At 58.4% G+C, this 21,257-nt stretch carries 18 protein-coding genes; all 18 read left to right on the top strand.

What is annotated here, in order from left to right; all coding sequences use genetic code 11:
* The first annotated feature begins 48 nt into the window (after positions 1-48).
* Positions 49-1,164 carry a SpoIID/LytB domain-containing protein gene (locus tag K8I01_10095; protein MBZ0220769.1) on the top strand — a complete coding sequence of 372 codons (1,116 nt, stop codon included), beginning with the start codon at positions 49-51 and terminating at the stop codon, positions 1,162-1,164.
* Positions 1,165-1,225: 61 nt separating this feature from the next.
* Positions 1,226-2,245: a tRNA preQ1(34) S-adenosylmethionine ribosyltransferase-isomerase QueA gene (queA, locus tag K8I01_10090; GenBank protein ID MBZ0220768.1), complete on the top strand. Its 1,020-nt coding sequence runs from the start codon at positions 1,226-1,228 to the stop codon at positions 2,243-2,245.
* Positions 2,246-2,326: 81 nt separating this feature from the next.
* The gene (gene tgt, locus K8I01_10085) at positions 2,327-3,454 is read left to right on the top strand and encodes a tRNA guanosine(34) transglycosylase Tgt (protein MBZ0220767.1); all 1,128 of its coding nucleotides are present in this window, start codon (positions 2,327-2,329) and stop codon (positions 3,452-3,454) included.
* A gap of 140 nt (positions 3,455-3,594) precedes the next feature.
* A complete protein-coding gene (gene yajC / locus K8I01_10080; protein ID MBZ0220766.1) occupies positions 3,595-3,846 on the top strand; it encodes a preprotein translocase subunit YajC in 252 nt (83 codons plus the stop codon).
* Between the two features lie 234 nt (positions 3,847-4,080).
* Entirely contained in the window at positions 4,081-5,667 is a 1,587-nt protein-coding gene (gene secD / locus K8I01_10075) for a protein translocase subunit SecD (protein MBZ0220765.1), read from the top strand.
* A gap of 68 nt (positions 5,668-5,735) precedes the next feature.
* The gene (gene secF, locus K8I01_10070) at positions 5,736-6,650 is read left to right on the top strand and encodes a protein translocase subunit SecF (protein ID MBZ0220764.1); all 915 of its coding nucleotides are present in this window, start codon (positions 5,736-5,738) and stop codon (positions 6,648-6,650) included.
* Positions 6,651-6,994: 344 nt separating this feature from the next.
* Positions 6,995-8,560: a diguanylate cyclase gene (locus tag K8I01_10065; GenBank protein ID MBZ0220763.1), complete on the top strand. Its 1,566-nt coding sequence runs from the start codon at positions 6,995-6,997 to the stop codon at positions 8,558-8,560.
* Positions 8,550-10,763 carry an ATP-binding protein gene (locus K8I01_10060; GenBank protein ID MBZ0220762.1) on the top strand — a complete coding sequence of 738 codons (2,214 nt, stop codon included), beginning with the start codon at positions 8,550-8,552 and terminating at the stop codon, positions 10,761-10,763. Before K8I01_10065 ends, K8I01_10060 begins: the two co-directional genes overlap by 11 nt.
* Entirely contained in the window at positions 10,747-11,115 is a 369-nt protein-coding gene (locus K8I01_10055) for an STAS domain-containing protein (protein ID MBZ0220761.1), read from the top strand. Before K8I01_10060 ends, K8I01_10055 begins: the two co-directional genes overlap by 17 nt.
* 33 nt (positions 11,116-11,148) lie before the next feature.
* On the top strand, positions 11,149-12,375 hold the full coding sequence (locus K8I01_10050; GenBank protein MBZ0220760.1) for an HD-GYP domain-containing protein: 1,227 nt from the start codon (positions 11,149-11,151) through the stop codon (positions 12,373-12,375).
* 145 nt (positions 12,376-12,520) lie between these two features.
* Positions 12,521-14,218, top strand: a complete 1,698-nt coding sequence (locus K8I01_10045; GenBank protein MBZ0220759.1) for a tetratricopeptide repeat protein — start codon at positions 12,521-12,523, stop codon at positions 14,216-14,218.
* A 76-nt stretch (positions 14,219-14,294) separates the two neighbouring features.
* The gene (recJ, locus tag K8I01_10040) at positions 14,295-16,007 is read left to right on the top strand and encodes a single-stranded-DNA-specific exonuclease RecJ (GenBank protein ID MBZ0220758.1); all 1,713 of its coding nucleotides are present in this window, start codon (positions 14,295-14,297) and stop codon (positions 16,005-16,007) included.
* A 231-nt stretch (positions 16,008-16,238) separates the two neighbouring features.
* Positions 16,239-16,850, top strand: a complete 612-nt coding sequence (locus K8I01_10035; GenBank protein MBZ0220757.1) for a lytic transglycosylase domain-containing protein — start codon at positions 16,239-16,241, stop codon at positions 16,848-16,850.
* A 155-nt stretch (positions 16,851-17,005) separates the two neighbouring features.
* Positions 17,006-17,905, top strand: a complete 900-nt coding sequence (gene speB / locus K8I01_10030) for an agmatinase (protein MBZ0220756.1) — start codon at positions 17,006-17,008, stop codon at positions 17,903-17,905.
* A 65-nt stretch (positions 17,906-17,970) separates the two neighbouring features.
* Entirely contained in the window at positions 17,971-18,516 is a 546-nt protein-coding gene (locus K8I01_10025; GenBank protein MBZ0220755.1) for an arginine decarboxylase, pyruvoyl-dependent, read from the top strand.
* Positions 18,517-18,691: 175 nt separating this feature from the next.
* Positions 18,692-19,705 carry a D-alanine--D-alanine ligase gene (locus K8I01_10020; GenBank protein ID MBZ0220754.1) on the top strand — a complete coding sequence of 338 codons (1,014 nt, stop codon included), beginning with the start codon at positions 18,692-18,694 and terminating at the stop codon, positions 19,703-19,705.
* Positions 19,702-20,745 (top strand): ATP-grasp domain-containing protein, encoded by a 1,044-nt coding sequence (locus K8I01_10015; GenBank protein ID MBZ0220753.1) that lies wholly within the window; start codon positions 19,702-19,704, stop codon positions 20,743-20,745. Before K8I01_10020 ends, K8I01_10015 begins: the two co-directional genes overlap by 4 nt.
* Entirely contained in the window at positions 20,742-21,257 is a 516-nt protein-coding gene (locus K8I01_10010) for a GNAT family N-acetyltransferase (protein MBZ0220752.1), read from the top strand. The genes K8I01_10015 and K8I01_10010 overlap by 4 nt, the downstream gene beginning before the upstream one ends.

Below are 21,257 nucleotides of genomic sequence, written 5' to 3'. Positions count from 1 at the left end.
CCGTGAGACCTTTTGCCGTATCGCCGTCCCTGGTACAAATCCCGGAAAATGACTGAATTCCTCAAGATAAGCCCGCTCAGGCTCATATGGGTCCTTGCGCTTTTTATCGGAGGCTGCCTCCATGCGGCGCCAGGGCAGGCGGGCGGCGATGAGAAGGTAAGGGTCCTTATACTCAAATCAGGCGGCCAGATCGAGCTGAAGGGCACGGACAGGGGCGACTTGCTTGTGCGGGCCGGTAACAACGGCACAATACTCTTAAACGGTTCCAGGGCTACGCTCCCGGTAAGGATTTTTCCCAAAGGCAGGTTCATCTCCGTAAACGGGAAGCCTTACAGAGGCGTTCTCGATGTCGCGGCCAGTAACGGGCAGGCGCTTGTAATAAACGAAATAGGACTTGAAGCCTATGTGGCCGGGATAATCAATAACGAGATATCCTCCAGGTGGCCTGAAGAGGTGCTTAAAGCCCAGGCGATCATTGCCCGGACCTATGCCGTATACAATATGAGGAAGAGGTCGAACCTCCCGTACCACGTCGAAAGCTCGGTCATGGGGCAGGTCTACGGCGGGGCATCGAGCGAGGACAGCGCCTCGATACGGGCGGTCATGGATACCAGGGGAGAGATACTCGTCTTCGACGGCGAGCCGGCCCTTACGGTATACCATTCAAACGCCGGAGGAATGACCGAAGCGGCGAGCGAGGTCTGGCTCAAGGGCTATCCGTATCTCGTGCCGGTTGAAAGCCCCTTCGACGAGGCGGCCCCGAAGTATCTCTGGGAATTCGCGGTCCCGGCCGAGTCGCTTGGCGAGGCGCTCTCCAGGGCAGGCCATCAGATAGGCACGCCCCAAGAGCTTACGATCATCGAGACCACCTCTGCCGCGAGGATACGGACATTGAGCGTCCGCGACCGCGAAGGCAGGGACGCCTGGCTTTCAGGGGAGGAATTGAGGAAGGTCCTGGGCTATTCGAGCTTGAGGTCAGCGATTTTCGAGGTGGCGAAGGAAGGCGATGTTTTCATATTCAGGGGGAGGGGGTCTGGCCATGGGGTAGGCCTTTCGCAATGGGGGGCAAAGGGCATGGCCGAGAACGGGTATTCCTACCGGGACATACTCCGGCACTTCTATCCGGGCACCGATCTCCAACGGGGCCTCTCTTTTCGTAACTAGCCGTAAAATAAAGATTTTATCCTACTCTCCTTTTGTTTAGAATATAAGGGACGGCTTGTGTATGGAGCTTAAGGATTTCCTGTTCGATCTGCCCGAGCATCTCATCGCCCAGCGCCCGCTTCCCGATCGCGACGCCTCAAGGCTCATGGCCGTCTCGAGAAAGACCGGGAGCATGGAGCACAGGTCTTTCAGGGACTTCCCCGGGTATCTCAGGTCCGGCGACCTTCTTATCCTTAACGATACAAGGGTCATCCCCACAAGGGTCTTTGGAAAGAGGGCAGGGGGCGGGAAGCTTGAGCTGCTATTGGTCGAAAGGATATCCTCTTCCGGAAGCGAGGAATGGATGTGCATGGCGAGACCCGGCAAGGGGTTGAGGCCGGGTTCTACCGTTATCCTTGACGGGACCGAGGGCGAGATAACCGGCAGGGATGAGGAAGGGCTCTTTAAAGTGAGGTTCAATAGTCCTGTCGACCTTGAGAGGGTTGGAAATGTCCCGCTCCCCCCGTATATAAGGAGGGAGGCCGACGAATCTGACAGGACGAGGTACCAGACCGTATTCGCCGGAGAGGACGGTGCCATAGCCGCCCCGACCGCCGGGCTCCACTTTACGACAGGACTTCTGGACGAGATACGAAAAAAGGGTGTGCTCGTAAGGAGCATAACGCTCCATACCGGCCCCGGGACTTTCATGCCGGTACGCTCGGAGAGGATAGAAGAGCACAGGATGATGAAGGAGCGGTATTTTATCAAAGGGGAGGTCTTCGACGAGGTCGTAAGCGCTAAGAAGGAGGGCCGGAGAGTCGTCGCCGTCGGCACGACCACCACGAGGGCGCTTGAGTCGAGCGCAAGGAACGGGCTGGAAAGCCCGGATCTTTCCGGCTCTACCGGGCTTTTCATATACCCCGGGTACGAGTTCAGGGTGGTGGACGCGCTCCTTACGAATTTTCATCTGCCGGGCTCGACATTGATAATGCTGGTGTCGGCTTTCGCGGGGAAGGAATTAATACTCAGGTCGTACACGGAGGCCGTGCGTAACGAGTACAGGTTCTTCAGCTACGGCGACGCCATGTTTCTCAGTTAGAAAAGTCTGCTATAATATTCCGCATCGGTTTTCTGGTTCTATATACGAATTGTGAGCATCTGAAGAGAGGGATTCTGGATAGTGAAGGGATTCGGATTCGAGCTTAAGAGGACCGATTCATCAGCAAGGCTCGGACGCATAACAACCCCGCACGGCGCGTTCACGACCCCGGTCTTCATGCCCGTGGGCACGAAGGCCTCGGTAAAGGGCATAACCCCGTCGGAGCTTAAGTCGATAGGGGTCGAGGTGATACTCGCAAACACCTATCACCTTTACTTGAGGCCGGGGCACGAGCTTGTAAGGGACCTGGGAGGCCTGCACGGGTTCATGGGCTGGGGCGGCCCGGTGCTTACGGATAGCGGCGGCTTCCAGGTCTTCAGCCTCTGCAAATTGAGGAAGATAACAGAGGAAGGCGTGCAGTTCAGCTCGCACATAGACGGAACCCGCTACACGCTCACCCCCGAGAGCGCGGTCGCCATACAGGAGGCGCTCGGCGCGGACATAATAATGCCTCTCGACGAATGCACGCCCTATCCGGCCGACAGGGAGTACACGGTTGAGTCCATGAACCTCACGCACAGGTGGGCCAGGAGGTGCAAGGAGGCCAAGGTCCGGAACGGGCAGGCCCTCTTCGGCATAGTGCAGGGCGGGATGTACCCGGACTTGAGGAAAGAGAGCGCGAAGGCCCTTGTGGACATGGGCTTTGACGGCTACGCCATAGGGGGCTTGAGCGTCGGCGAGGAAAAAGGGCTCATGAAGGAGATGGCCGCGGCCGCCCTCCAGCACCTCCCTTCTGACAAGCCCAGGTATTTGATGGGTGTGGGCACGCCCGAGGACCTCGTATTCGGGGTCGGGGCCGGGATAGACATGTTCGACTGCGTCATGCCGACCCGGAACGCCCGGAACGGAACCCTCTTTACAAGGCGTGGAAAATTGGTTATAAAGAATGCTCAATACGAGAAAGACCCCAGGCCCATAGAGGAGGACTGCGGCTGCTACACCTGCATGAACTTCTCGCGGGCATACCTAAGGCACCTCTTCATGGCCGGCGAGATGCTCGCACCCAGGCTCAATACCATGCACAACCTCTTCTATTACACAAGGCTCATGCAGGAGATGAGGGAGGCCATAGGGCAGGGGAGGTTCGAGGAGTTCAGGAAGAGGTTCCACGCCGACAGGTCGGAACCCGAGCCTATAGCGGCCCTGTAGCCGCATGTAAGAAGCATTAAAAGGCTGTTGCTCCGGATTCCGGAGGCGGCCAAAAAAAGGAGGATATTATAGTGCTGTTTTTCCCCGTTGCAACCGCTTATGCCCAGGACGCGCCGGCGGCTTCGCCGCTTTCCGGCATCATGAGCATAGCCCCGCTCATAATCCTGTTCGTCATTTTCTACTTCCTCCTCATAAGGCCGCAGCAGAAGAGGGCCAAGGAGCACAAGCAGATGATATCGGCCCTCCAGAAGGGCGATAGCGTAATCACCTCCGGCGGCATACACGGCAGGATAACCGCCGTGAACGAGGACACCGTGACCGTAGAGGTCTCCGAGGGCGTAAGAATAAAGGTTTCGAAGGAGGCAGTCACTGTCAGGAAGCCCCAGTCATAGTAGGCAACCTCCAAAAATCGATCTTTTCCCCGGACTCCGGGTAGTTACGGAAAAGCGTGAAGTATCTCTAATTTTTAGAGACTGCCAGGATTTTAAAGAAAATAACGGAGACCGCCGCCCCGGCCCTAAGAGATGCGCGGCGGTTTTTCTTGAAGAGAGTCCGCTGCAAATGGCCCCAAAAGGGCGTGCGGCGGCTATTCCGGGCCGCTTGAAGCGGCTTCATTCGGAGATGTAATGAGAAGTATCTTTTGGCGTACCATCCTTGTCGCCGGGTTTACGGCGTTGGCGTTTGTCCTTTTCCTGCCCTCTACCCCGGTCTCAAAGAGGCTTCCCTCGTTCTGGGCTGACAATATCCCCAAGATAAACCTCGGCCTCGACCTCCAGGGCGGCATGCACCTGGTGCTTGACGTTGACCAGGACAAGGCCGTGGAGAACCATACCCAGAGGCTTGCGGGCTCCGTAGAGGACGCGCTCAAGAGAAAGGGAGTGGCCTTCTATAGCGTCACGCGGGAGGGGCTCGATTCCGTCTCCGTCGCATACCCCGACGAGAAATCAAAGGGGGAGATATCAAAGGCCGTAAAGGACGAGCTGGGCGTATTCGGCTCTCCTTCCGACCAGAACGGCAGGCTCCTTTTCACCCTGGATAATGGCGAGAGCGAGCGCATACGGGAGTGGTCGCTTTCCCAGGCCCTTGAGACCATAAGGAACAGGATAGACAAGTTCGGGGTGGCCGAGCCCATAATCCAGAAGCAGGGCGTGAACGAGGTCGTGGTGCAGCTCCCGGGCTTAAAGGACCCTGAAAGGGCCATACAGCTCATCGGGAAGACCGCGGTCCTCGAGTTCAGGCTCGTGGACGAGTCCATGAGCCCGTACACGGCAGAGACTCAGGGAGCCCCCTTCGGCTCCGAGATAGTATACCAGCAGGGCTATGACAGCGAGACCGGGATGGTCCAGAAGACGCCGTTCCTCGTAAAGAAGGAGGCCGCGCTCACCGGCGACTCTCTCGCGGACGCCCGGATGGCCTTCGACACCCAGTATAACGAGCCCTACGTCTCACTCACCTTCGATTCGAACGGCGCGCGCATATTCGAGAGGCTCACGACCCAGAACGTCGGGAAGAGGCTCGCCATAGTCCTCGACGGGAACCTCCATTCCGCCCCGCAGATACGGGAGCCCATAGCCGGGGGCAAGGCCCAGATAAGCGGCGGTTTTACCCCGGAGGAGGCGACCGACCTCGCCATAATATTGAGGGCCGGGGCGCTCCCGGCGCCTGTCAATATAGTGCAGAACGTAACCGTGGGACCGAGCCTCGGCCAGGACTCGATAGAGGCCGGCATAAAGGCCGGGGCCCTCGGCGCGGCGCTCGTGCTTCTCTTCATGATCGTTTATTACAGGGCAGCCGGGGTCATAGCCGATTTCGCCGTGTTCCTGAACATAATAATGCTCCTTGGCGCGATGGCATGGCTGAGCTCCACTCTCACCCTGCCTGGCATAGCCGGGATAGTGCTGACCATAGGCATGGGAGTCGACTCGAACGTCCTCATATTCGAGAGGATAAAGGAGGAGCTCCACGCGGGGCGCACCCCGAGGTCGGCCATAAACGCCGGGTACGACAGGGCGTGGTGGAGCATCGTGGACGCGCACGTAACGACGCTGATCACTGCGGCCGTGCTCTTCCAGTTCGGCAGCGGCCCCATAAAGGGCTTCGCCGTGACCCTGAGCCTCGGTATCCTCATTAACCTCTTTACGGCCCTGGTCGGCACAAAGCTCATGTTCGACATCCAGAGCGAGAGGTTCAGGGTAAAGAGGCTCAGCATATGACGGGTAAATAACACCGTTTTCGAAACAAAGGGGTCTAAGCGGGAAGGCCCGGGCCCCCTGGAGGATAGATGGATTTCGTACGGAATACGAATATAGACTTCATGAGCAAGAGGCGGATTGCCTTCGTCATCTCCGTCGTGTTCGCGATAATCGGCCTTGTTGCGGCCGTCGCCATACCCCTTGGCAAGGCCAACCTGAGCATAGACTTCGAGGGCGGGGTAGCCGTACAGTTCAGGTTCGAGAAGCCTATCGAAATAGACAAGATGAGGACGGTCATTGCGGAAAAGGGGTTCAAGGACGCCAACCTCCAGCAGTTCGCCGAGCCCACGAAGCTCCTTGTGAAGCTAAAGGGCGGTGACGGCGACCTGAGGGCAGTATCAAATTCAATCGGGAGCGCGTTCACCGAGAGCATGCCCGATAACCCGTTCACCATCGATTCCACCTCCGAAATAGGCCCGACCGTAGGGAAGAAGCTCCAGAAGGACGCGCTCTGGGCGGTAGTGGTCTCGCTCATAGGCATACTCCTGTATGTCGCGTGGAGGTTCGAGCTGAAGTTCGGGGTCGCGGCAGTGGTCGCGACCTTCCATGACGTCCTGGCTGTCCTCGGGATATTCTTTCTCCTCGATAAGGAGATGAGCCTCCTGATTGTCACGGCGCTCCTTACGGTTGCCGGGTACTCGCTTACCGATACCGTGGTCGTCTTCGACAGGATACGCGAGAACATGAAGAAAAAGACCAAGGGGGACTTTGCCGCGCTCCTAAACAGGTCCGTGAACGAGGTCTTAAGCAGGACTATAGTGACCTCCTCCACCACCCTCCTTGCCGCCCTGGCGCTCACCTTCCTAGGCGGCGAGGTCATACACGATTTCGCCCTTGCCCTGTCGCTCGGGGTGATAGTGGGCACCTTCTCTTCCATCTTTGTAGCGAGCCCGCTCCTTCTTTTGTGGAAAAATAAGAAAAAACCGGCACTTGCAAAGGCCTGACCGCCTCCCCGGCTTGCATATGATTAAGGCAGCATCAGGCGGCAGGCCCGGTGCGGCCTTAATGCCCCCGGAATTCCTGTATACCCTACCCTTTAAAGGCCCTTTCTCTGCGTAAAACCTTAAAAAATCACGGTTGTAATTTTTCGGGATTTGTGCTATTCACAGGTATCGGCTGCGGCGGTCAATCAATCGGAAGTTGAAGGAACACAACAGGCGCTGGATTTTTTTTGCATAAGCCGCATAGAGGCTCACGATGGGCCCGCGCCAGGCGAAGATGCCGTTCTACCTGAAGGTATTTGCGGCGTCTTTTTTTTGCTTGAAAAGGAGCAGCCATTCTCAAGCAGATGGAAAACAAGGACTGCATCCCGAAGGTCCTGCCATCCCTGGACCTATCCGGCTGGCGCGAATTCCAGAACGGGCTCTCGGCCCTACTGGGCATGCCGCTCTCGCTATATGACTCCGGAGGCGCCTTGCTCGTCCCGCCTGCGACGGAGCCCTGCGTCTGCAGGTCGATAAGTGAAAGCGAGCGGGGCAGAGAGCTCTGCTCCGGGATGATAGTCCGCGTAATCAATGAGGCGCTTGAGAAAAAGAGCGTCTATATCCATAAATGCCACGCGAACAAGTACATCTTCGGGATCCCCGTACTGCTCGATTCCGGCCACTCGTTCGTGATAATCGGGGGCCGCACCTATCTTAAGGGGACCGAGATACGGGATTTCTACGAAGGGGTGGCCGGCTACGGGCTGAACGAGCAGGCCATATTCGGACTTCGGCAGGAGATAAACCCTGTCCCGCCCGGTTCGATATTCATGGTCCCGGCCATTGTGAACGGCATGGCGGCGCCGTTCCTGAAGTGCGTCGTTTCGTCAGCGGGCTCCTGCCCGGGGGAGCCCGGCCCCGGGGGGCTAAAGGGCTTCAAGGCGCTTGAGGAGGTATACAAGTCGCTCGCGCCTGTCCTGGACAGGGAGGAGCTCTACGAGACTATACTCGCGAAGTCCTCCGAGCTGGTCGGGGCCGACAGGGGCTCGCTCATGATACTTGACAAGAAAAACAACGTCCTTTCGGTCAAGGCCGCCAAAGGCATTGACAGGAAGGCGGTCGAGAACGTGAAGATCAAGGTCGGGGAGGGGATCTCTGGAGCGATAGCGGCAAAGGGCCTGCCGGTCTGCGTAAAGGACATCGAGAGCGAGGTGCCGGCCTGGAAGAACAGGCCGAGATACAAGACAAAGTCCTTCATATCCATCCCGCTCATGCTGGAGCGGAAGGTGATTGGCGTCCTGAACGTATCGGACAAGAGCTCAGGCGGGGTATTCTCGGAGGAGGACCTTTACCTCCTTACCTCGTTCGCCAATTACGCCTCGATAGCGCTAGAGCGGGGGGCGTACTACAGCATGAGCGAGGAATTGAAGATGCTCTCGATGACCGACCCGCTCACCGGCCTATTCAACAGGAGGTATTTCAGGGAAAGGCTCTTTGAGGAGGTCGAGAGGGTAAAGAGGCACAACGAGTGCTTCACCTCTTTCGTCATAGACATAGACAACTTCAAGAGCTTCAATGACAGGTACGGCCACCTCGCGGGGGACGAGGTCCTGAAAGGTGTCGCGAGGGCCATAAGGGACGCGGTCAGGTCCATGGACGTGGTCGCCCGCTACGGGGGCGAGGAGTTCGCGGTCATACTCCCCCACACGAACAAGAAGGACGCGTACGTCATCGCCGAGAGGATCAGGAAAGGCGTGCAGGACTACAGGTCGCCGAACGCGGACCACGACATATGGCCGACCATAAGCCTGGGGGTGGCCGAGTTCCCGGTGGACGCCAGCCACATAGACGACTTGATAAACAAGGCCGACAAGGCCATGTATCTCGCAAAGAGGATGGGAAAGAACAAGGTTGTCGTTTATGAAAGATAGGACGCTCTTCAGCACCTGCCCCGACGGCGAGTTCTTCGGCAGGGCCTCCGAGATAGACTACATCTGCAGAAGGGCCGGGGACGCCTTGCCCTCTCCCGCCATATTCCTCTTCGGAAGGCGCTGGACCGGTAAGACCGAGGTCCTCCGGAGGGTCTTCAGGAATCTCTTCTGGGGGCAGGCCAGGGTCGTGCCCCTGTATTACCAGTTCAAGGGCGGGCGGCCCGGGGAGGGGTTCGCCGAGGACTACCTTAAGGAAGTCCTGAAACAGTACCTTGCCTTCAGGCTCCGGGATTCCAGGCTCGTAAAGAACGAGCTCACGCTCGACAAGATAGAAAGCCTCCTCGTCGATAACGACCTTTACGAACTCGCCGACCTCGCTGCCGTGCACAGGGAAGCCAGAAAAGCAGGTGACGAGACCGCGGCCTTGAGAAATGCCCTCCAGGCGCCGACGGCCGTATCGGCCCGCTCAGGGATTCCCGTCTATCTCATCCTCGACGACCTGGACCGCGCGGTCTCGGGCGCAGGTCAGAATGAGGCCCTGGTAGCGAGGGAGCTCCTGGACTCGCTCGGGCAGTCTTCATTCGTAGCCTCTGCGTCAGCCAGGCGTCTCCTGGACGGGGGCGTCTTCAACGGCTCGGCCGAGGTCCTCGAGCTCGAAGGCCTCGACGAGGAGACCGCCTCTTCCATGATGATGGACCTATGCCGCATTTACGGGGTGAGGTTCGACCCCGAGATAGTGAGGCTCGGGGCCCACAGGCTCGACGGCAACCCCATGTACATGAGGAATCTCGTCTGGGCCGCGGGAAAGGCCGGCACCGGCCTTTCCACGTTGAAGGATTTCGCCGACCTCTATACGCAGGAGCTTTTCGAGGGCAATACCGGTTTCGCGCTCAAGTCCGCGCTGAATCTACGGGGCATCAATGCACTCCGTGTGCTACATGCCTGTTCCGTCGCCAAAAAGCCGCTTACGTCCGATGAACTCTCCGAGAGGTTCAGGCAGGGCGAGGCTGAGCTCGATTCCATTATCGGGACACTCTCGGCCGGAGGCCTCCTGGAGGCAAGCCTCGGCTCGCTTAAATGGACCGGGGACGCGGCCGTGAGGGACTTCGTCTATTTCGTATACGAGACCAGGGTAAAGGGCAGGTCCGCCGACGAGGTGAGGACCTATCTCGCCCGGGAGGTCTTGAAGGAGGGCTTCAAATTCAGGAGCTCGAAAATATCGCTGAATTTAAAGGACGAGGTCGCACAGGTCCTGAAGTCATTCAATAACCAGAAGGCCCGGAAGGTCCTCTTCAGCAACCAGGCCTTTGCCGCCCGGTTCCAGAAGGGGGCGCAGAAGGCCGGGGCAGGGGATGAAGGAGAGCTTGCCTTCCCGCAGGTCGTGGGCTGCTTCGATTCCGAACGGCTTGAGGCCAATGAAGCCGGCCCTCCGGTAATCGTGGCCCACGGCTTCCAGAACGGCAGGTATGATTCCGGGAACGAGGTCGTCTGGATGGCCGCCGTAAAGGACTCGGCATCTCCGGTGAACATCGGGGACATCGAGAACTTCCTCCGGAGGTCCCAGATACTCAGGGAGAACTTCAGGGCCGCCAGGGCCGTCCGGTGGATCGTCTCCAGGGAGGGCTTTACGGCGGAGGCGCTTAAGCGGGCCGATACAGAGGGCGTCCTGTCTTCCGATTCCGTCCAGCTTAAGATAATAAAGGAAAACTTCGAGAGCAGGGGCAAAGACGCCGAGGCCCGGGAAATAAACGGGGTCGCGCCGGTAAAGGAATTCGAGGTCGTCCTGCCTTCAGCTTCAAAGGCCGAGCTCGTGGCTGCGCGGGCGGTCGAGGAGATAGGCACCGAGATGGGCTTCGATGATACCGCTATAGGGCAGATAAAGGCCGCGCTCGTCGAGGCGTGCATAAACGCCTTCGAGCACAGCAGGGTCAAGACGGCGAAGGTGTTCTTGAAGTTCGTGGCCTCGGCGGAAAGGCTCACCATCCACGTCCAGAACGGCGGGGTGGACTTCGACAGCCTCTCCGAAGCCGCATCGGCCCCTGCCGAGGCGGGGAAGCTCCCCAGGAAACGGGGCTGGGGATTCGAGCTCATGAAGGGGCTCATGGACGAAGTAAGAGTCGAAAAGGTCCGAGGCGGGGCCAAGGTCGTCCTGGTGAAATACCTTGTTAGAAAAGGAGACGGCGGGAATGGTCAGGAGATATAGGAATTTCAAGGAGCTTGGCGATACGGTCGTCCTTTACCCCGACGATTACATAAACGACATAGAGGGAGAGAAGCTCGAAGACCTCTGCGGAAGCTATCTCGACCGGGGCTTCAGCAAGATAGTGGTGGACTTCTCGGAAACCGAGCTCGTCAACTCTATCGGAGTGTCAATATTGATCGGCGTGATAGAAAAGGTCAGGGAACGGAACGCGAACATCTACTTCTCCGGTCTCAAGCGCGTGAATTATGACATATTCAGTATAGTGGGACTCACCAAGCACATCAGGATATTCGAGACCGAAGAGGATGCCCTCGGCATTGGTCCGAAGACGGCGGGCCAGGCGGTCCTGTGATAGTTGCGGATAAAATAGCTTCCGGAGGTACGGATGTCTGAGACCGAACTGAGCCTTGAAAGGCTCCTCTTCAACCTTAATACCCTTGCCGAGCTCGGCGAAGAGATAACCTCTCCCAAGGATTTCACGCGCGTGGTCAAGTCCTCGCTCTACATGGTCATGGGCACCTTCTCGTCGTCCAAGGGGGCCATATTCCAGCACGAGAACGGGAACGGCTCTTACTTCCCCATCGCGTCGAAGGGCCTGGGCGACATCGGGGGGCTGAGGCTCAAGCTCGGCGCGGAGGCCGTCTCTGAGCTACTTAAACGCAGGGAGCCGGTCGAGCTCGGGGGCGGCAAGGACGCCGGTTTCCTCGGCACCGCAAGGGAAACGCTCGAAAAGATCGACGCGAAGGTCCTGGCCTGCCTGACGGTAAAAGACGAGCTATTGGGCCTTATAGCCATAAACGGAAAGTTTTCGGGGGAGCCATTCACGCTATACGACTACCAGCTCCTTTCGGTCATGTCCCAGCACATATCGTTCTCGCTCCACAGCCACTCGCTCCTAATGAAGCTCATGCACAAGTACACGGAGAACAAGGGCCTTTATGAGAACCTGAGGCGCATATACTACGACACCATACACGCTTTCGCCGCGGCAATCGACGCCAAGGACTCGTACACGAGGGGCCATTCCCACAGGGTCTCGGCCTACAGCGCCGCGCTCGCGCGCGAGATGGGCTGGTCTAACGAGGAGGTCGAGGGCATAAGGATAGCCGGGCTCCTCCACGACATCGGGAAAATAACCGTGGACAAGACGATAATAAACAAGGCCAGCCCCCTTACGAGCTACGAGTGCAGGGAACTCAACTCGCACCCGGTCATAGGTTACGAGATACTCTCCAAGATAAAGTTCCCCTGGAAGGGCATACCCATGATGACAAGGAACCACCACGAAAAGGTGGACGGCACAGGGTACCCGGACAGGCTCAGGAAATCAGAGATACCCATCGGAGCCCGGATAATGGCGCTGGTCGACGCCTTCGACGCCATGACGACCGACAGGCCCTACAGGCCGAAGCTCTCCTTCAAGGAGGCCATATGCGAGGTCAGGGACAACTGGAACAGGCAGTTCGACCCTGAGGTCATCCACCCCTTCATATCGGTCATCAGGAAGGAGGTAAGGAGGGAGGCGGATAACCCCACCATAGTGCCGCTCCTCCAGGAAGAGCTGGACACCGTATCGCTTAACAGGATACTCGAAGGCTTCCCGGGGGCATAGGCCATGCTGCCGGGTAACTGAAGCCCGGCGGCGAATCCGTCCATTTCGGGCTGGAGCTTTAGCTCGTCCGAGCCGCAAGGACAGTTGGCCTCGGCGGCATGGTTCCCGGGCTGCGGATATCCCATACTCAGGAATGCCTTTTTGCATGGAAAGAAATAGAAGGGCCGCCCTCTGCGGCGCGGCCCTGTTAGGTATTAGCGCTTTCCTCGTCTACATCCCTTCCCTCTGGAACGGGTTCGTGAACTGGGACGATCCGTCGTATGTCTATAAGAACCCGCGGCTCGGAGGGTTCGATCTGGTTTGGATCTTTACGGCAAGGGTAGTCGGAAACTGGCACCCTTTGACCCTCCTTTCCTTCGATCTCGACCATCTCATATGGGGCCTTGACCCTTTCGGGTTTCACCTTACCAATTCGGTCATCCATTCTTTCAATACATTCCTTGTCGGCGCGCTTTCGTACAGGGTGGCGCTCTCAGTATACGGGGGGAAGCTTGACGCGAGGACCTGCCTTGTTTTCGTCTCAGTCCCGGCCATGCTCTTCGGCCTTCACCCGCTCCACGTGGAGTCGGTCGCGTGGATATCGGAGAGAAAGGACGTGCTTTCGTCTTTTTTTGTGCTGCTCTCGCTCGTGCTGTACTTCCTTTATGCAGAGGGGCGGCTAAAGAGGCTATGGTATAGCGCTATCCTGGCGTCCTTTGCGCTTGCCCTCATGAGCAAGCCCATGGCTGTTACCGTTCCGCTCCTCTTTCTTGTCCTTGATTTTTTTCCTCTGGAGCGCATCCGGGGTCTGGGGTCGCTGCCCGGCCTTATCATCGAGAAGCTTCCGTTCTTCGCCATGAGCGCCGGTATTTCATTTGTAACGCTCTGGGCGCAGAAAGAGGCGGGGGCAGTAGACGGCGGCGCTCTATTCGTGCCTCAGGCGGCTACTGCATTCCGCGCCGTGGTCTTCTACGTTTATAAGACCATCGCGCCCGCCGGGCTCGCGCCTTATTATCCGGTCGATTTTGATACCGGTATCAGCACTCTCATCTTATACGGGGCGGCTGTTACAGCGTTGACGCTTTTGGCCTTGTATCTCTTGAAGTGGAGCCGCGGCCCGCTTGCGGCCTGGCTCTTCTATATCGCCGCCCTGCTGCCGGTATCGGGCATGATAAAGTTCGGCGAGCAGGCCGCGGCAGACAGGTACGCATACCTGCCTACAGTCGCGCTCTTTGTGCTTGCCGGCGGGGCAGTATCCTCCTTATCAAGGAAGAGCAGGCTGGCCATCCCGGCCGTGGCCGCCGTAATGGTCTCTGCGGGGGCCGTCATGGCTTATGCCACGGTTCTCCAGGCTGCGGTCTGGAAGGGCTCCCTTACGCTCTGGTCTCATGAGCTGAAGCATTATCCAGGGGTCGCGATAGCCCATATAAACAGGGGGATAGCGAACGGGGAACTCGGCAGATACGATGACGCGCTAACGGATTTCAGCAATGCCGTGCGGCTCAATCCTGAAGAGCCGAAAGCCTATTACAACAGGGCCAGGGCCTTGAGCCTCATTGGAAGGGACCAGGAGTCCATTGCCGACCTCACGGTTGCGATAGGGCTGAACCCGTCATACGAGGAGGCCTACCTCGCAAGGGGGGTGGCTTATGCCTCGCGTGCGGAGTACGGGCGGGCGATAAGCGATTTCAAGAAGGTGATAGATCTCAGGCCGGACAATCTTTCCGCGCTTTTTAATATCGGGCTCGCCTATATGAGGGCCGGAGACAAGGACGGCGCTGCCTTCTATTTCAAGGCCGCGGCCGAGCGCGGCTCCAGGGAGGCCGCCTCTTATCTGACGGTCGGGCAGCATTCCTCTCCTTGACCTTTGCTCCTTTAAAACGTAAAATGGCTTGACCGACCCGTTTACTTATTTTCCGGACAGGGTGTGTGATTGATCGATGCTCGGAAGACGCTGGAAAATCAGCCCGGCTAACAGGGAACTGCAGGAGCGGCTGGGCAGGAAACTGAACATACTGCCCCTTACGGCACAGCTTCTCGTGAACAGGGGCCTTGTCGACGCGGACAAGGCCTTTTCTTTTCTGAAGCCGGACCTCGCCTCGCTCCACGACCCCATGCTCATGAAGGGCATGGAAAAGGCCGTTGAGCGTATAGCCCGCGCCCTCCGCGAAAGGGAAAAGATAACCGTCTACGGCGACTACGACGTCGACGGCACGACCTCGACGGCCCTTCTTTCCCTTTTTCTCGGCGAAATAGGGGCGGACGTAGCAACCTACATACCCGGAAGGCTCGCCGAGGGCTACGGCCTGAACTCAGAGGCCGTAAGGAGGCTTTCCGCCTCGGGCTGCCGCCTTATTATAACCGTGGACTGCGGCTCCTCGAACAGGGCCGAGGTGGAGTTGGCAAACTCGCTCGGCATTGACGTCATCGTAACCGACCACCATGAGATGCCGAAGGACGCGCCTCCCGCGCTCGCGGTCCTCAATCCGGGCCAGGAGGGGTGCCGTTTCCCTTTCAAGAGACTTGCGGGGGTGGGAGTCGCCTTTAACCTCGCGCTTGCGCTCCGTGCGCATCTACGCGAGACGGGGTGGTTCAGGGGAGGGGAGCCGAACCTGAAGAGATACCTCGACCTCGTGGCCCTGGGGACGGTCGCTGACCTCGTGCCCCTCATGGACGAGAACCGCGTCTTCGTGCACTACGGGCTTAAGGAGCTCGAGGCCATGAAAAGGCCGGGATTGAACGCCCTCATGGAAGCGGCCGGCCTCAAGGGCAGGCTCTCCGCAAGCCACATCGCCTTCCAGATGGCGCCGAGGCTCAATGCCGCGGGGAGGATATCGACCGCGGACACGGCGCTTAAGCTCCTTACGACCGAAAGCCAGGAAGAGGCCTCGTCCCTCGCTGCTGCCCTCGAAAAAGAGAACTCCTCGCGCCAGAGGATAGAGGCCGAGACTCTCGAAGAGGCCCTCTCAATGCTCGAAGGGCACAGGGACAGGGGCATAGTCCTCTGCTCCGAGCGCTGGCATCCGGGCGTCATAGGCATAGTCGCGTCCCGGCTCGTGGACAGGTTCTCCAGGCCTGCCGTCCTGATAGCGCTTGAGAACGGTGTGGGCAAGGGCTCGGCCCGAAGCATACGCTCCTTCAACATCCTCGAGGGGCTCAAGGGCTGCTCCGCATTCCTCGAAAGGTTCGGAGGGCACAAGGCCGCCGCGGGCCTGACAGTCTCCGGCGAAATGGTCGAGGGCTTCAGGAAAGAGTTCATCAGGCAGGTAAACAGCTCCCTTACGGATGAGGACCTCGTATCCGAAATGACGCTCGACGCGGTCGTCTCCCTCGAGGAAGTCGGGAGAAGGCTCGTCTCCGAGATAGAGAGCCTCGCCCCGTTCGGCGCCTCCAACCACGAGCCGCTGCTTTGCCTGCCTGACACGCACATAGTGGAAACCGAAGTCGTGGGAGCAAGGCACCTGAAATTCAAGGTGAGTCATAACGGGCGCTTCCAGCGCGGCATAGGGTTCGGGCTCGCCGGCCTCCACCCGGTGGAAGGCAAGGGCTATGGCATAGCTTTTTCGCCTTACATGGACGAATGGCAGGGCAATACGAGCTTGAGGCTCCGCATAAAGGACGTCAAGCGGGGGTTTGTAAATCCCTTGACATGAAACAGGAAACAAAATATATTTTCAAGTTGCTTCTTTTTAGGCAGGCTGCTGAAAAAGCCCGCTTCAAGGCGTCGTCTTCAAAATTGGACACTCCGGCGTACAAGGAAAGTACGCCTCCCTCATTTTTCGACTCCGTGCATCTTTAGTTTTTGAGCAGCCTGAATGAGATTTTGAGTTTTAAGCAGCTTGTTAGGAGATATCCTCTTGATGCATCTCGGAAAATCACATAAAATGATACTCCGGAAAGGGCTGGCCGCCTTCGTCTTCGCCCTCGTCCTCGAGGCCGTTTTTGCGCCGTCGCTCACGAGCGGCAAGTTCGTGACCGGGGCTTTCCCGGAGGGCGACAGGTCGCTTAACGCGTCCAGGCACTATGTGCTGGACGTGCTACGGGAGAACAGGACCGGGCTCGGGGCGCTCGAGGAGCTTAAACTGGCCGAGGTCATAATAATGGAGAGCGTTGAGCACAAGCTCGACCCGCTCTTCATCCTCGCCCTCATTGAGACCGAGTCCACCTTCTATAACTGGTCGAGGTCGTTGAGGGGCGCGGTCGGCCTCATGCAGATCATGCCGTCGACTGGAGAGGAAATAGCGCGCCAGCTCAGGCTTGAATGGAAGGGAGAGGAAACGCTCCTCGACCCCTATACCAATATAAAGATGGGCGTGCATTATTTCTCCAGGCTCAAGCGCCGGTATAAGGACGTCGGGCTTTCGCTTGCGGCCTACAACGCGGGCCCCGGCAAGGTGGACGCGTGGATGAAGGACGGGAGCGAGCCGGCCGCCTTGTATGCCGAGAGGGTATTTGAGAACTATAGCAGGTTTCTGGAAAGGGCCGAATACAATTAAGACAGCATCTGAAAGACGAATGATGAAAGCTGCGGGACCCGTTCAGGTATCGTCCCCTTACGGGGCTAAGGCCAGGGGCGCCGCTTGCCGGGCAGGAGTCTTGGAAAGGCAGTTTAATGAACGCGGTTAAAAAGAAGGCCAGCCCGGCTGAGGCGATGTTCAATTTCGGCGGGGTTTCAAGCGAGGTGTTCGAGGGGAAAAAACCCCGTTATTCGGTGCTGCCGGTCCCATATGACCTTACGGCCTCGTACATAAGCGGGATGAGGGGCGGCCCCAGGGCCATAATCGACGCCTCCACCCACATGGAACTATACGACGAGGAGCTCGGGTGCGAGCCGTACGAGGCCGGGATAGAGACCCTGCCCCAGCTTGAGTCTACGGCGCTAGGACCCGAGGAGATGATACGAAGGGTCAGGGAGTCGGTCGCGTCCATCCTGGACGAAGGCAAGGTGCCTGTAATGCTCGGCGGGGAGCATTCCATAACGCTCGGGCTCGTGCAGGCCCTCCTGGAAAGATACCCCGGGATGTCGGTCCTGCAGCTCGACGCTCACGCCGATATGCGGGAAGCCTACCAGGACACCCCCTTCAACCACGCCTGCGTTGCCAAGAGGATATCCGAGCTCTGCCCCATCGTCCAGGTGGGGATAAGGAGCCTTTCGGCGGAGGAGGCCGCTTTCCTCGAAGGTGAAAGGAAGGCGGGCAGAAAGGCCCGGACCCGTATAAAGACATTCACCGCACTTGACGTGCTGAAGGGCGTAAGCCCGCAGAAGATAGCCTCAAGCCTGACCAATGAGGTCTGCATCACCATCGACCTGGACGTTTTCGACCCTTCGATCATGCCGGCCACAGGCACACCCGAGCCCGGTGGGCTCGGGTGGTATAACGTCCTGGACGTAGTCAGGGAGGCAGTCTCAAGGAAGAAGGTGGTAGGGTTCGATGTCGTCGAGCTCTGCCCGCTTCCGGGCAACATAGCGCCGGACTTCCTGGCCGCAAAACTCGTATACAAGATAATGGGTTACATGAACCGCGGCAGGAAGAGGCAGCGCCTGCCCTAAGACGTGCTCCACGGCCGCAAAACCGGCCTCAAACACATAATCCGCTATTCCGGGGGTATAGAAAAATGTTCGTTCCGAAAAGGGTGTTTTTTACAAAAGGCGTAGGGATACACAAGGAAGAGCTCACGTCCTTCGAGCTTGCGTTGAGGGACGCGGGGATAGAGAAGTTCAACCTGGTGCAGGTCTCGAGTATTTTTCCGCCTGCCGCCAAGATAGTTCCCAAGACCGTCGGGCTTAAGAAGCTCTCCCCCGGCCAGATAGTCTTCTGCGTCATGAGCAGGCTTTCGAGCAACGAGCCCCGGAGGCTTCTCGCGGCCTCCGTCGGCTGCGCGATCCCGATGGACCGGAAGCTCTACGGCTATTTGAGCGAGCACCACGCCTACGGAGAGACGGACACCGCCGCAGGCGACTACGCCGAGGACCTTGCGGCCGCGATGCTCGCGTCCACTCTCGGCATAGAGCTGGACGAGAACCTCGGCTGGGACGAGAAGAAAGAGATATACAGGATAAGCGACAAGATCGTAAAGACGTCCAACATAACACAATCGGCGATCGTAAAGAGCGACGGGAAGTTCACCACCGTCGTGGCCGCGGCCGTCCTCATTCCTTAAGCCCGGCTTTGGCGCGCCGGGCTATCCGGCGCATTTCGGTGCATGGGACGACAGAGGCGCAGGTAGCCGGTTGCGGCAGCCTGCCCATGCCTGGCGGATGGAGCAAGCGATGTTTTTTTCCGCCCGCGCCTTCTTTGCGGAAACCTGAGTTGATGCTGAGCCTGAACCCGGTATCATGAAAGTCGCACTTACCTATAATCTCAAGAAAGAGCTCGGGGAAGCGCAATGCCTCCCCAAGGACTTCTACGCCGAATGTGACGAGCCCGAGACGGTCTTCGCCGTCCGGGACGCTTTGGCCGGACGCCATGGGGATGTCCTCATGGTCGAGGCGGACGAGGACGCATTCGGGAAGCTCAGGCGCGAGAGGCCGGACATCGTCTTCAATATGGCCGAGGGGCTATGGGGAGAGAGCAGGGAGTCCCAGATACCCGCCATCCTCGAGATGCTCCGGATCCCGTATACCGGCTCAAACCCGCTTACGCTCGGCCTCTGCCTCAACAAGGCGCGCGCAAAGGAGGTCCTGGCCTACTACGGCATACCTACGGCCAGGTTCGTGGTAGCGCGGAAGAACGATCTCGAGATACACAAGCTCCTCTCATTTCCCATGATAGTGAAGCCCCTTTTCGAGGGGTCGAGCAAGGGCATAAAGAACGATTCGATAGTCGCGGGACCCGGGGAGCTCGAAAGGAAGGTAGCTTCCGTGCTCGAGGAATACTCCCAGCCGGCCCTGGTTGAGGAATATCTTCCCGGGCGCGAGTTCACTGTGGCCCTCATGGGGAACGGGAGCGGCTTAAGGGTCCTCCCCATAGTCGAGATAAACTACTCGGCCCTGCCCGCCGGTGTAAACCACATCTATTCCTACGAGGCCAAATGGGTGCTTGATACGCCCGATTCACCGCTCGAAATATTCAACTGCCCGGCAGACATACCCGAAAGGCTCAAGACCGCTATTGAGGCCGTCTCAAAGGACGCGTTCACGGCCCTTGACGTGAAGGACTGGTGCAGGATTGACGTGAGGCTCGATTCCTCCGGCCTTCCGCACGTGATAGAGCTCAACCCGCTGCCCGGAATATTAATGGACCCCAAGTGCAATTCCTGCTTTCCCAAGGCCGCCAGGGCCGCGGGCATGGACTTCAGCGCCCTGGTGAACGGGGTCCTCGACGCGGCGCGCGAGAGGTACGGGGTATGAGCCCCGCGAGCGTAAAGATAATCTTCAATGATGACGGGAGCGATACTTACACCCTTGGCGAGAAAACAGTAGACCTGGATAACATACTTACGACCGTAAGCGACGTCGAGGGCGCGCTCCGCTCGAAAGGGTACGAGACCGTAAGGGTGCCCTTGAGGAGGCGCGAAGACCTCGAACGGTTTACGAAGGAGATAAGGGATCCGGAGGCGGTCATCTTCAACCTCTGCGAGGGCGCATTCAACAGGAGCTCGCTCGAGATGCACGTGGCCGCCCTCCTTGAGCTCCACGGCGCGAGGTTCACGGGGAGCGGGCCGCTGACGCTAGGGCTCGCGCTGGACAAGGGACTTACAAAAGACATACTCTCGAGGAAGGGTGTGCCGACCCCCGGATATGCTGTCATGACCGAGGCGTCCGGGAAAACGGTGGATCTCGAGTACCCGCTTATCGTCAAGCCTCTACGCGAGGACGCGAGCATCGGAATAGATTCCGGGGCCGTCGTCGAGAACCCCTCGGAATTGAAGGAAAGGGTAGGGCATATACTCTCAACTTACGCCCAGCCCGCGATGGTCGAGGAGTACGTGGACGGCAGGGAGTTCAATATCGCGGTAATGGGGAACGGAAACAGCAGGCGTGCCCTGCCCCCTTCCGAGATACTCTTCGTAGACTTTCCTGAGGGCAAGCCCAAGATATGCTGTTACGAGGCGAAATGGGTCGAAGATAGCCCTTTTTACCGTAAAACCGTGCCCTGCTGCCCGGCGGAAATACCCGAGAAGCTTAAAGACCAGCTCCAGGCCGTGGCGCTCAAGGCCTACGGCATGATGGGGTGCAGGGACTACGCCAGGGTGGATATGAGGGTCGGGAAGGACGGAAAGGCCAAGGTCCTGGAGGTCAACCCGAACCCGGACATATCCTCTGACGCCGGGTTCGCGAGGGCCGCAAAGGCCGCGGGCCTCGATTATCCGGACCTCATATGCGCGATAGTGGATGCGGCCGTATCGAGGTACGTTCAGCAGGCCGGGGCGATCCAGGTAAAGACATGACCGTGAGCGGAGGCGGGATAACGGTCAGAAAGACGCTTCCCGGGGACAGGCCCGCCCTCGTTGCCATCATAGAAAACTCCGAGAACCTGAGCAGGGAGGAGATGGATTGCGCGGCGGAACTCCTTGATATATACTTTAAAAACCCGCTTGAGACCGATTACTTCTTTCTTACGGCGGTAGACCCCTCCTCCTCTCCCGCGGGTTACGCCTGCTACGGGAAAAGGCCGCTAACGGATGCCGTATATGACCTCTACTGGATCGTGGTGAATAGCCGCATGCGGCGCGGGGGCATAGGGTCGAGGCTCATCGAGGAGCTTGAAAAAATGCTCAGGAAAGAGGGGGCCCGGATGCTGGTTGCCGAGACGTCGGGCCTCAAGGCCTATGAGGCCGCGAGAAGGTTTTATCTAAGGAACGGCTTCCGCGAAGAGGCCCGGATAAGGGAGTTCTACAAGCCCGGAGACGACATCGTCTTCTATACGAAGCGCCTACAAAAAACAAACGGGGACGCCTGA

It is taken from the genome of Deltaproteobacteria bacterium, from assembly GCA_019912665.1.
In the GTDB taxonomy this organism is placed as follows: Bacteria; Desulfobacterota; GWC2-55-46; order GWC2-55-46; family GWC2-55-46; genus UBA5799.
This window is presented reverse-complemented; position numbering and strand designations above follow the sequence as displayed.